Source organism: Providencia sp. PROV202, from assembly GCF_028479565.1.
Classification (GTDB): domain Bacteria; phylum Pseudomonadota; class Gammaproteobacteria; order Enterobacterales; family Enterobacteriaceae; genus Providencia; species Providencia zhijiangensis.
In genome coordinates this window covers 14927-28126 of the sequence record NZ_JAMPNV010000020.1, presented here as the reverse complement: position 1 = coordinate 28126, position 13200 = coordinate 14927, and the positions used below count along the sequence as shown (strand labels likewise).

Annotated in this window: 9 protein-coding genes; 7 read left to right on the top strand and 2 right to left on the bottom strand. The window is 43.3% G+C overall.

The genetic code is table 11. The features are described 5' to 3' along the window. Nucleotides 1-8: 8 nt before the first annotated feature. Nucleotides 9-743, bottom strand: a complete 735-nt coding sequence (locus tag PR799_RS15080) for a succinate dehydrogenase/fumarate reductase iron-sulfur subunit (RefSeq protein WP_154627795.1) — start codon at nucleotides 741-743, stop codon at nucleotides 9-11. After that, nucleotides 736-2532: a fumarate reductase (quinol) flavoprotein subunit gene (gene frdA, locus PR799_RS15075; RefSeq protein ID WP_036955970.1), complete on the bottom strand. Its 1797-nt coding sequence runs from the start codon at nucleotides 2530-2532 to the stop codon at nucleotides 736-738. Before frdA ends, PR799_RS15080 begins: the two co-directional genes overlap by 8 nt. A 786-nt stretch (nucleotides 2533-3318) precedes the next feature. Here frdA and epmA point away from each other — a divergent pair. The 7 genes from epmA (at nucleotide 3319) to PR799_RS15040 (ending at nucleotide 13181) form a co-directional block, all read left to right on the top strand. Next, nucleotides 3319-4296 carry an elongation factor P--(R)-beta-lysine ligase gene (epmA, locus tag PR799_RS15070; RefSeq protein WP_036955971.1) on the top strand — a complete coding sequence of 326 codons (978 nt, stop codon included), beginning with the start codon at nucleotides 3319-3321 and terminating at the stop codon, nucleotides 4294-4296. A gap of 277 nt (nucleotides 4297-4573) precedes the next feature. Beyond that, nucleotides 4574-7282 carry a DUF2345 domain-containing protein gene (locus PR799_RS15065; protein WP_272522615.1) on the top strand — a complete coding sequence of 903 codons (2709 nt, stop codon included), beginning with the start codon at nucleotides 4574-4576 and terminating at the stop codon, nucleotides 7280-7282. Between the two features lies 1 nt (nucleotide 7283). Further along, complete coding sequence (locus PR799_RS15060; protein ID WP_272522614.1) at nucleotides 7284-9233, top strand: phospholipase D-like domain-containing protein; 1950 nt, start codon at nucleotides 7284-7286, stop codon at nucleotides 9231-9233. A gap of 3 nt (nucleotides 9234-9236) precedes the next feature. Further along, on the top strand, nucleotides 9237-10202 hold the full coding sequence (locus tag PR799_RS15055; protein WP_272522612.1) for an SEL1-like repeat protein: 966 nt from the start codon (nucleotides 9237-9239) through the stop codon (nucleotides 10200-10202). 152 nt (nucleotides 10203-10354) lie between these two features. Then, a complete protein-coding gene (locus tag PR799_RS15050) occupies nucleotides 10355-11773 on the top strand; it encodes a hypothetical protein (RefSeq protein ID WP_272522610.1) in 1419 nt (472 codons plus the stop codon). Nucleotides 11774-11796: 23 nt separating this feature from the next. Further along, nucleotides 11797-12060: a PAAR domain-containing protein gene (locus PR799_RS15045; protein WP_154627792.1), complete on the top strand. Its 264-nt coding sequence runs from the start codon at nucleotides 11797-11799 to the stop codon at nucleotides 12058-12060. Beyond that, entirely contained in the window at nucleotides 12057-13181 is a 1125-nt protein-coding gene (locus tag PR799_RS15040; RefSeq protein ID WP_272522609.1) for a hypothetical protein, read from the top strand. Before PR799_RS15045 ends, PR799_RS15040 begins: the two co-directional genes overlap by 4 nt. Nucleotides 13182-13200 lie beyond the last annotated feature (19 nt).

The window sequence follows — 13200 nt, the reverse complement described above, 5'->3', positions numbered from 1 at the left end:
AATTCTCCTTATCGTGGCTTCAGCATGGCGATAACAAAGTCTTGCGCACTCGCAACTTTACCTTGTTGGATAGCCGCCGCCGGGTCGACATGCTTAGGACAGACTTCAGAGCAGTAACCTACAAACGTACAGCTCCATACACCGTTGTCACCATTTAATAATGGCATACGCTCTTTCGCGCCGTGGTCACGGTTATCGAGGTTGTAGCGCTCTGCTAAGGTGATTGCCGCAGGGCCTAAGAACTCAGGGTTCAGACCAAACTGTGGACACGCTGCATAGCACAGACCGCAGTTAATACAGCCAGAGAACTGATGATATTTCTCCATCTGAGCTGGAGTTTGCTTATTCGGACCGTCAGAAGGTTTGCGATCATTACCAATAATGTAAGGTTTGATAGCTTCTAAACGCTCGATAAAGCTTGTCATATCAACAATAAGGTCACGCTCGATAGGGAAGTTACCCAGTGGCTCAATTTTAATTCCTTGCGGATAGTCACGCAGGAATGTTTTACAAGCCAGTTTAGGAACATTGTCCACCATCATGCCGCAAGAGCCGCAGATAGCCATACGGCAAGACCAACGATAAGACAGGTCTGGCGCGAGGTTATCTTTGATGTAGCCCAAAGCATCTAACAAAGAGGTTTGCTCGTCATAAGGGACATCATAAGTCACTAAATGGGGTTCATTGTCTGTTTCTGGGTTGAAACGCATGATCTCCATTTTTAAGTGTTTCATATCATCCATTAGCTTGCTCCTTATTCGCCTTATCTTGAGCTGCCCCTTCAGCACCATACACACGTTTCGCTGGTTGTGATTTAGTGATTTTCACATCAGAGTACTCAAGGCGTGGTGCACCTTCTGGGTTATAGAACGCCAGAGTATGTTTCAGGAAGTTGACGTCATCACGCTCAGTGCAGCCTTCGTCAAGACGTTGGTGCGCACCGCGAGACTCTTTACGGTTAATCGCAGAGTGAGCCATACATTCCGCCACGTCTAAGCCGAAGCCTAATTCGATGGTGTACAGTAAGTCAGTGTTGAAGACGCTGCTATGGTCAGTGATTTCAACATGCTTGAAGCGCTCTTTCAGCTCTGCCAGTTTATCAACGGTTTTCTGCATTAATTCCGGTGTACGGTAGATACCGCAACCTTCTTCCATCGAAATACCCATTTCATCGCGGATTTTCGACCAGCTTTCTTTACCTTTTTGGTTCAGAAGTTTTTGCAGGTCATTTTCGATGTCACGAGTACGAGCTTCGATAGCGCTTGCATTTGCAGGGGTAGCTTCAGCAGCATGACGTGCCGCTTCTTCACCCGCTAAGCGACCGAATACCACTAATTCTGCCAGTGAGTTAGAACCTAAACGGTTTGCGCCGTGTAAGCCAACAGATGAACATTCACCGACAGCAAATAGGCCTTTAATACGAGTTTCTGTGCGTTGATCCGTTTCGATACCACCCATGGTGTAGTGAGCCGTTGGACGAACAGGAATTGGTTCGTTTACAGGGTCAACACCTACGTAAGCTTTTGCTAGCTCACAGATAAATGGTAGACGCTCATGCAGTTTTTCAGCACCTAAGTGGCGTAAGTCGAGGTACACAACATCACCACGGTGAGTGCTGATAGTGCGACCTGCGCGCCATTCGTGCCAGAATGCTTGTGAAACTTTGTCACGAGGACCCAGTTCCATATATTTGTTTTCTGGTTTGCCGAGCGGTGTTTCAGGGCCCATACCGTAGTCTTGCAGATAGCGATAGCCATCTTTGTTGACCAAGATACCGCCTTCACCACGGCAACCTTCAGTCATCAGAATACCGGAGCCTGGCAGACCTGTTGGGTGATACTGAACGAATTCCATATCACGCAGTGGTACGCCATGGCGCAGCGCCATACCCATACCATCACCCGTTACAATGCCGCCGTTGGTGTTATAACGGTAAACACGACCTGCACCACCTGTTGCCATAACGATAGCATTAGCACGAATTTGAACTTTCGTACCTTCCATCATGTTCAGAGCAACCAGACCACGCGCCTGACCTTCGTCCACAATGATGTCGAGAACAAAGTGCTCGTCGAAACGTTGGATTTGAGGATATTTTAATGATGTTTGGAACAGGGTATGCAGCATGTGGAAGCCAGTCTTATCGGCTGCGAACCAAGTACGTTCAATTTTCATTCCACCGAAACGGCGAACGTTAACTGAACCATCTGGTTTACGGCTCCAAGGGCATCCCCATTGTTCCAGTTGGGTCATTTCTGTTGGGCAGTGTTCGACGAAATAATCGACGACATCTTGCTCACACAGCCAGTCACCACCAGAAACGGTATCATTAAAATGATAGTCATAGGAATCATGGGCTTGAGTAACTGCGGCTGATCCCCCCTCTGCGGCCACGGTGTGGCTACGCATTGGGTAAACTTTTGAGACCAGAGCAATCTTGATATTGGGATTTGCTTCAGCAGCAGCAATTGCTGCACGTAAGCCTGCGCCCCCGGCCCCGATAATCGCTAAATCGGCATTGAAGGTTTGCACTGCGCTTCTCCATTGTTCAAGTGTAAAGTGTTAAATTAATAAATTCTTTTAAATACTTTTAGTGCTTAGCTATTTCAGTTTCGGTTTGCCTTTAGGCAAATCTGCAAAGAATCTTTTTTTAATCGTAAATATATAATAGCTAATAACGACTTATTATGTTGGGAATTATAACGAATAGTGGCAGGGATAAATTTGATATAGAAAGGTGTTTTGGGTGATATTACCCCTAAAGTGTGATCTGCATCTTCTTTTTGTAAATTGTTTTTGGGTGTGAAGACATTGTAGAGAAACCGGAAATAATAAAAAGTAATTTCAAATAATTATCATTAAATTTAACGGAATTTCTAGCATTTAAAACCAACTAAAATCGTCAGGTTTTTCTTTCTAACAGTGGATAATCTGGTGTTCCTTGAGGAAATTCTAGAATCATATCGAAGATAAAATTGCGAAAGAGTTCACTGTTTAGAAAGTCGCTTAATTATTAATGCTAAAAAATAGATTTAAATTGTATCAATAAGGTGAGCGGTGAAGTTTGGTTTTAACATATGTATCACAAGCGATAAGAAAAAATCATGTTTTTGTTTTTTTTTAACCAAATGTTAAAAGTTAATAATAAAGCTTTTTTGCCTAATCGTATAAAGCAGGAGATAATCACGTCATCTTTTCTCGCCTTGAATCATATCCCCTATCGATACTCAGATAGCGCATAATATCCACAATATTCCATTGTGTGTTAAGGGGGAGGTGAGTACACTGCACGACTAAGTTTATTTTGGAGTTATTTTAATGAGTGAAGTAGCGAATTGGCTGCCTACAGCCCCCATCGCTAACCTGTTACAGCGCGCAAAAATTGTTGCGGAAATCAGACGTTTTTTCGCTGATCGCTGTGTACTTGAGGTAGACACACCCGCAATGAGTCAGGCGACAGTGACTGACATTCATCTTGTTCCATTTGAGACACGCTTTGTGGGACCCGGTGCTGCTCAGGGCATCAATTTATATTTAATGACCAGCCCTGAATACCATATGAAGCGCTTATTGGCTGCGGGAAGTGGGCCCATCTATCAAATGTGCCGCAGTTTCCGTAATGAAGAAGCAGGAAGACACCATAACCCTGAATTTACGATGCTGGAATGGTACCGCCCACACTTTGATATGTATCGCTTAATCAATGAAGTGGATGACCTTCTGCAACAAGTGCTGGAATGCGAAAGTGCTGAGCTACTCTCTTATCAGCAAGCATTTTTACGCCACTTAGATATTGACCCGCTCTCTGCGGAAAAAAGCGAGCTACGCGAAGTGGCAGCCCGCTTAGATTTAAGCAATGTGGCGGATAACGAAGAAGACCGCGATACCTTATTACAGCTACTGTTTACCATGGGCGTGGAGCCACACATTGGTAAAGAGAAGCCTGCAGTGGTTTATCACTTCCCAGCAACGCAAGCGTCATTAGCGGTAATTAGCACAGAAGATCACCGTGTGGCAGAGCGTTTTGAAGTCTATTTTAAAGGCATGGAGCTGGCGAATGGCTTCCATGAACTGACTGATGTGGGCGAACAGCGCCAACGTTTTGAGCAAGATAACCGCAAGCGTGCTGCAATGGGTTTACCCGTTCAACCGATTGATGAAAACTTGCTTGCAGCGCTTGAGCATGGTTTACCGGCATGTTCCGGAGTGGCTGTTGGTGTTGATCGCTTAATCATGTTGGCACTGAATGCTGAACGAATTAGTGATGTGATTGCGTTCCCAGTGACGATTGCTTAGTACTCAGTTTTTATCCCATTAAAAAGCACCTTGAACGTTGATCATGTATTGACGAAGGTGCTTTTTCTTTCCTATCTATTCCTACCACAAACGGATTAATGGCTTTCGGATAATTCTTCTATAAGTCCCATTCTTGAAAATTATGGTTGATTTCAAGTTCATTTGCTGGTCTTCTGTTTGACTTAAGCTAAATAAAATGAGTTTGGGTTGGTGACCTTTCTGCCTTTGCTTCTATGACAGGTTGCTATGGAATAAGCAGAAATGGAATGTAGATAGAATGAGCTTAGAGGATATTGCTTTAAAAATAGTCACCCGTCATAACCGTTATCAACTGGCAATCCAAGGCTGTGATGCATTATTAGATGTGGAATCCTTCATTGGACGAGAAGCCATTAGTGAAACCTATCGTTATCAAATAACGTTCACCTCCCCAGCCCAAAACCTACAAGCTCAACAGTTTCTTCGCCGTACCGCCCATTTTACCTTTTCATCTCCCACTATTCCGCTGGCGGCATTAGATTCACTGAGAGAACCACAAAAGCGAATTCATGGGGTCGTCACACATTTTAAGCGGTTATCTGGTTCAGCGGATGAAGCCCAATACCAAATTGTGATTGAGCCGTTTGTCTCATTGCTACGCCATCAGATGCGTTCCCATCGCTTTTTCCTCAATAAATCTGTACCGGAAGTGGTTGAGCTTATTTTGCGTGAACACAAAATTCAGGGCTGGGAGTTTGAGTTTCACTTACAGCGTCAATACCCTAAGCGAGAGCAAATCAACCAAATCAATGAGAGTGATTGGCAATTTATTGAGCGTTTGCTCAGTGAAGTAGGCATTTTCTATTCCTTTAGTCTACAAACAGATACCAAGACAGAAATTATTCACTTTGGCGATAGCCAACGCGCTTATGTGTATGATTTACAGCTGCCACTCAATAGCCCTTCAGGCATGAATGACAATGGCGTTGAAAGCGTGTGGGGGCTATCGCTACGTCATCAAGTGGTGGAACGCAGTGTCGTGACGAAAGATTATAATCACCGGCAAGCGATGCAAACCTTGCTATCCATTGAAACGGATATGACTCGGGGAGATGGGGACGATATAAACTATGGCGACGTTTACCACTACAAAGCCCGTCATCTTGAGCGCGGTGAAAAATACCAACCTGCAACAGAAACCGCCCATTTTTGGTCACGGCTAGACCATGAACGCTTTCTCGCACGTCAAACACTGCTGCGAGGAAAAAGTAATTCACCACGCTTGACGCCGTTGATGATTTTTAAAGTCATCGATAGCCAGTTGCCGTCCACCTTACCAACGGATTTTCAATCCGAAATTTTAATCACGCGATTACGATTTTCAGGCAGTCGCAGCAGCGCGTTAGTGATTCAGTTTGATGCGGCGCCGTACACTGAGGCACTGTGCTGGCGACCTGTTCTAAAGCCTCGCCCTGTGATTGCAGGCACATTAATGGCGCGCATCACTAGTGCCAAATCCCATGATATTTACGCCCACCAAAATGAGCACGGTTTCTATTGGGTGAAATTCGATGCAGACCGTGATGAAAAACCGACGGGATATGAAAGCATGCCCGTGAGGCTGGCAAAACCCTATGCAGGCGATACCTACGGAATACACTTCCCGTTAATTCAAGGAACGGAAGTAGCGATTGCCTTCCATGAAGGCGACCCGGATAGACCGTATATCGCCCATGCCTTGCATGACTCCCATCGCACAGACCATGTGACGGATAAAAACAATACTCGCAACGTCATTCGTACTCCGGCCAATAATAAGCTTCGCATGGAAGACAAGCGCGGGGAAGAGCACATCAAGCTCAGCACTGAATACGGCGGTAAATCCCAACTGAATTTAGGGCATTTGGTTAACCAAGGACGTGAAAAACGCGGTGACGGTTTTGAACTGCGTACCGACAGTTGGGGGGCAATACGTGCAGGGAAAGGGCTGTTTATCAGCACGGATTTACGCACAAAAGCATCTTCAGAACAACTGGATATACGCGAAGCTAAGCAGCAATTAGATGATGCGCTGAATTTGGTGAGTTCTTTACGGGAGGCTGCCGAAGTCGCAAAAGCCGAACTGGCCGATTTAAACGCCCAACAAACGTTATTGACCCAATCGATTTATGAACTGCAACAAGCGGCAATATTACTCAGTGCGCCTGCGGGCATCGCATTAACCTCACCCAAAACCGTGCAGGCTAACAGCGGTGAAAGCATTACCCTGACGGCGAATAAACAGGCCGATATCTCAGTCGGTAAAAAAATCACCTTAGCGGCGGGTAAGGCAATCAGCCTGTTTGCTCACACAATGGGCATTAAAGCCTTTGCGGCAAAAGGCAAGGTGGAAATCCAAGCACAAAGTGACGAAATGCACCTGACCTCACTCAAGGACATGACGGTCACCAGTACCGGCGGTAAAACGGTCGTTGCCGCTAAAGACGAGCTATTGCTGACCTGTGGTGGCGCCTATATTCGCTTAAAAGGCGGGCAAATTGAGTACGGCAGCCCCAATAATCAAACGGTGAAAGCCACAAACTGGGTGGTTGAAGGCGCCGCCTCGATGGATGTCACCCATCCACAATTTCCACAGTCGATGCCAAAACAAACCTTGCGTTTTCAACTAAGTTCGTCGCCGCAAAGCCCAATGAAGGCGCGTGCATTTGAGCCGTATGAATTGTATGCCAACGGGGCTCTTATTTTAAAAGGTATGAGTGATGCACAAGGAAATATCCAAATTGACCATGATATTCCCACAGATAGCTATCAACTGCGTTTATTGAATGGGGATCGTTACGATATCGATGTTCCTTCTGCTGAGTCGCAAGAAGCAGAAAACGTCGAACCCGTTAATGTCGGTTTTCGAACCAGTGCGCCTAGCCAAGAGCGAGAAAGCTCGCGAATAGGCCAAGCGTGGGGGGAAGGGCTTTCCCAATTTATCACTGAATGGAATAAGAGAAAATAATATGTCAGGAAATCAATCTGGGGGATTCCCCGCTTCCGTGCAGTTACCCATACCGGCAACCGAGCAGAAAATACGTTTACCCGTTTCGACGTGTATGGTGCTGCAAATGACACCCAGTTGGATCCCTGAGAGTACCAAATACCCGATGAGCTTATTTGTGTATGCCCCACTGGTGAATGGGAAACAAACCTTTGCAGCAGTTGCGGAGGCAATTCGCCATGCCAAGCACAGCATTGAAATTATTACATGGGGATTTCAGCCCTCCATGTATTTTGAGCGCTCAAGCGGCATTAATGAAGGAACATTCCCGACGATTGCAGAGCTTCTTGAACAGAAAGCGAAAGAAGGGGTGAAGGTTCGTATTCTGGTGTGGTTTGATGAACTAGCTAAACTCGGTGAAACTAGTTTGCCCGGTTGGCGATTATCAACCCATTACACGCCGAGGCAAAAAATTGAGCTTCCGATGGAAAAGGCTATCGCGGCAGGGGCTAAATTAGACTATGAATCGGATAAACAATACCAATTTGATAAAGCGTGGTTACATCGTGCGAAAACCAATCAAATTAAAAATTTGTCGGTTCGTACACGCTCGATGGCGATAAATAACCCCTCATCTCGCTTGACCAAAGTCGCTGAATTAACCAAACACCAATTTGGCAGTGATGACATCGAACTCAGTTTACGTATGGCTGCGCTTGCTGTGGTGCCCACCCATCACCAAAAAGCAGTGTTGATTGATTATGAAGAGCCCACACTCGCGATAGGCTTTGTGATGGGGCATAACATGCACTCGCAGTATTGGGATGATGATAAACATTCAATTATCCGACATAAAGAGATGTCATGGCTAGGACGCGATGGACCCACCGCATGGCAAGATACCTCTAACTGTGTGTATGGCGAAGTGTTGTGTGATTTAAGCGATAACTTTGTCACGGCATGGAAAGACACCGAAGGCTTGTTTACACACGGTAGTGAAGGTATCCAGCTGACAGAAAGACGTAAAGCAATTTCACGCAGCCAATACACGCCGACGTTAGAGCATGTCGAAGACTTAAATAAACGTTATGCATTTTTAGCTCGACACCCATTAACACCGACAGCGGGGAAAATTTGTCGCACACATCCCGAACATAATGAATACGATATTTTAAAGTCTTATGACCACGGTGTTAAACATGCACGTAACTACCTTTATTTTGAAAACCAATATTTCCGTTTATCGTCAATTGCGAAGGATGTCCGCAATATAGTAGAAGTGCGCAATCAATGTTTTGCAGAAGCGGCTGCCACTGACCCTAAACTGCAAGGGCAAAAAATTCCACCGTTCTATTTATTTGTGGTGACAAACTCCACCACGAAAGCAGAGATTGGCGACTCCAACCACGTGGGCGGTTATCAAACCTATAAAATGCTAGAGACGTTAGGGCGCCGTGATTTGATGCGCGAGCATGCTGCGTATCGAGATACGGTAAATAATGTCATGGCATCGACCCGAAACGGTCAGGTGTTAGCCCCAATCGATGTAGTTAACCCTGATGATATTCAGGAAGAAAGCATTGAGGGGTTTAAGAGCGTCATTTGCACGTTAGTTTCCCCTGATTCCGATCGCTGGCAATCGGTGTATGTCCACAGCAAATTAACCTTAGTGGATGACACCTTTTTAATCCAAGGCTCTGCCAATATCAATTTACGTAGCATGGCATTTGATACTGAAATTGCGGTGATACTGCAAGATACGGATGTCTTTCCTATCGTGAAGCCCTTACGAGAAAAATTGTGGGGAATGCATAAGGGAACGGGGAGTATTCTTGATGACTTGACAGAAGAATTTAAGGATTGGATAGATATTGCAAATAAAAACAAAGAGTTTAAAAAAGATAAAAAAATGCCTAAAGGTGCGTTAATTCCCTTTGAGGATAAAACCATTGGGTTAGAAAATACGGATTAAACTATGTCACTAATTAAACCTTGTTTATTACTGTGTGCTCTAGTGCTACTTGTTAGCTGTAAACCTGTAGAGGAAAAAGAGAAAGCGATGACTCAAAAAACAGAACCTGATTTAACGTTCAGCTGTGTCTATGAAAAAGACACCTTGCTTCCCGTTGATCCTGAAGCCGATATTTGGTTCAAGCAGGCGCGAGAACTTGAAAAGGTCAATAAATCTCAACGGGATTATGCTCAAATTGGTGTGCTATATCGTAAAGCAGCCGAGCGAAATCACCCCAAAGCCATGTTGAATCTCAGTAACTTAATTAGTTATGGCAAAGTCCCCCCGATTGAGGGTAAAGGTCCTGCTCAAGAGGTGTGGGATATTCTCCAAAAAATGGCGAAATTGAACATCAGCTATGGTTATTACCAAATGGGACACTATCTTGATACAGGCTATGGAGTTATAGCAGACCGCACCAAAGCGTTAGCCTATTTTCGCCAAGCAGCGGATTTAGGTAGCCCCGAAGCTCAATATGTCATTGGCGATATATTTGTTTCCCAGCGTTTATCGGACAGAGATAACCCAGCCTATCGACCCGAAATAGGAAAAAAGATGTTGGACTGTGCAGCTAAACAAGGTAGTGGAGAGGCTGCATATAGGCTAGCGGGCTATTTATTGAACGTAGAAGAAAATATAGGTGCTATGTTACAATATGATCAAATATCAGTTAGAAACGGTTATAGACCTGCAGCCTCAACATTAGAAAAAGCTTTCAAGCCTAATGTAAAAGAAAGTTCTCCTTATTACCTACCAGTGAAGGCAGACCCAGAACGCTCAGCTCGCTATGCGGCTATAGTCAAAGAAATTGACGCCTCTGACGAAACAGCCAAGTTCCCCGATATCGATAAAATCGTTCCTCTTCCACCTGCTGAACTCCCTGAATGGGATGGTACGTTTGAATATAAAAAACAGGCGGAGGGGCAATAATCAAAATGAATCTCTTCTTTTTATTTCACGGTAAAATTCTTACCGAATTTAAAATTGCTGAAGAGGTATACGGTTTATTATTGATCAACAGGTAGATAAAAGAGATTTCTAATCTATCAATAGAAATATTACATTGAATATAAAGGAACTATATGAAATACAAAACGAAATTATTTAAACTATTGCTTAAACCTATCGGTATTCTGTTACTTTCTCTGTTAAGTATTTTTTCTTCACAAGCAAAAGAAAAAGACGCCCCTTTCTTACTCGTATCTATTGATAGAAGTGAGAATATTCCATACCAACTAATGAAAAATGGTCATATTATCGAATCAGGGAAGACTGATTATAAAGGACAAATATTCACAAATTCACATGATGACAATAAAAGTGAATCTTGGTTGATCCGTACATCAACGGGGGTTTATGGTGCATATTTACCGAATAAAAGTAAACAAGGTGAACTTTATGCATTTTATTCACCTCATACGTATTTGGATATGGAAGAAGTTGATAATCCACCTTCAAAAAATAATTATGTAGCGTTCACTTTTTTTGGTAAAAATTCAAGTCATTATGAGTCAGAACCTTATTGGATTTATCAAGATAAGAAATTAATCGATAGTGGTGTCACTGCTCATGAAAATAACGGTGGAGTTTCTGAGATATTAACAGTCCCTACAGTAATAAACTCTTTTAAAATATTAACATGTTCAAACACTGTTTTTTCAGTTGAGAGAAAAAATAAATCTGAAAGTCTTTACGCTCTGACTAATTACTTTGATATTACCTATGATAATTCAGGGGAAATTAAGTTAACTGAATCAATGAAGCAACAATGCCAATTGAAAAAAAGTTGGCAATTTAATATGACATCAACAAACTCTGAGTATAATCAAAATAAGCCATTTTTAAGTATTGGTATTGTTCCTTATAAATCAGGAAAACAGCGTACACAAATTATTGAAGCAAAATACGAAGCCGAAAGAATTTCTGCGGAAAAACACAAAAATTTAAAAGAACAAAATTATCTTTCTGGGAATAAACGTTTCTCTGGTAAAGGGGGGATCACGCCAACTGGCGAATGTCCAGCAGACCTAACCGGTATTTTTGGTATTCCAGCTAATTTACCAGAAAGCCATATTATGGATATTGCCCATGAGTTTTATTTCTCAAATAAAACATTAGCAGGTGATGCCGCGTTTAAGCTTTATTCAGAATCAGGTGTTTTTTATCGTAAAGGAATGAAAAGTGGTTCTGTCAGCAAGATAGTCATAACCAAAGGAAATAGTAGTGATAGAGGAATTATTGACTCCTTAATGGAAGGTAAGCCTTATTGCTATGCAAATATTGGCTCTGATGGTGATAATTCTTATGTTTATCTAATGGATTATACTCAAATGTCACCGAATAGTTTTGAAGAACTGCGACAATACTTAGGCCGGATTTGGGGGCTAACGCCGTCAGAAGATGATCTAAAAAATATACATTATCTTTATGGGCGTACTATTAGTGAACCGGGTATCGGCGGGGCTTCTTTCCTTATTCCACTTCAACGTATGGCACAATAGCTCATTAATAAAAGGATCTTAATATGCGCGCACTGGTTCGTTTAGGTGACAAAACTACTCATGGCGGTGAAGTGATTACTGCATCTGGCTCTGTTATGTATGGTAAACCCATCGCTTTAGTGGGCGACAAAGTGGATTGCCCAAAAAAAGGGCACGGCGTTAATGTCATTTTACCCGGTTCAACGCGCATTTTAATATCCGGTCGCCAAGCGGCATTGAATGGCTTTCAAACTGAATGTGGCTGTACCCTCATTGCGAGCCTTTCCTCGTCAGGTGAACAGTCATGATGAGCTGGAGAGTGCCATCATTAGAACATCCTCCAGCCCCTAAAGCACCTCGTTGGATGCTTTGGTTTTTGATTATGTTGATTGTAGGTGCTCTTGGATTTGGGCTGAGCCTCTATTTATCCACCAATGAAATACTATCACCAACTACCAGTAACACCATGCTGATGATTGTATTCGTTATTTGCCCCGCGCTGTTGGTGGGTTTTATTCGATTTTTTATCTACTCAATCGTAGCTTATCGCCATCAACTTTTTACCAATATGTTAGATGATGCTCGCAGAGAATGGCGTTATTGGGCAGGCAAGCACCTTGGAATATTAGCGCATGCTCGATTAACTCAAGCCGATGAAGTGATGCCGGAAGGCATTGCATTATCTTCATTGCCACCCAATAAAGATAATGTATTGGTGCTAAGCTCTTTAAAATCGCGTTCGTCATGGGAAAAGCAAGAAATAGTGGTGCAAAAATTACTCGCCCCCATTGCTGAGTATTACCATCAACATTCTCTCTCCCAGCCTATTACCCTATATTGGCAAGCTGAAGATAATGAATCTAATTGGCAGGAACTGATTAAACAGGAAGCCACCCGTTTGTCATTGACGTTGGAATCCGTTGAGATATTGCCCTCCGAGTCGTTCAGTCAATGGTTATTAACATTGTATGAAAATGCCTTTGAACCCAAGTTATACGCCATTTTGGCGTTTCAGTTAGGTTCGACCGCGAGTGAAGAAGCTGCCAGTGTGTTATTTGCACCTCAAGGGTTTTATGAGAGTTTACGAGCGCCAGTTCAAGCGAAACTTTTGCGCCCGATATCTACAGATAAAGAATCTTTCGCTGATGCACTGAAAACACAGTGTGAATTTCAGTATTCAGGGGAACAACTGAATAAACTTTGGCACAGTGGTGTAAGTGAAAATGCTAAAGGAAAATGCATCGAGAGCTATGCACAACAGAAAGTAGCTAATTTATCAGAGCATTTTTATGATATTGATGCCCTTTTAGGAAAAGGCGGTGTGGCTCGTCATGTGGTGGCACTGTCATTGGCGTGTGAATATCCACATCCCAGCCTTATTGCTCAGCAAAATGAAGCACAACTTTTATTGCAGCAAATTCAGGCTTAAAGTCTAAATAAGAGAGTCG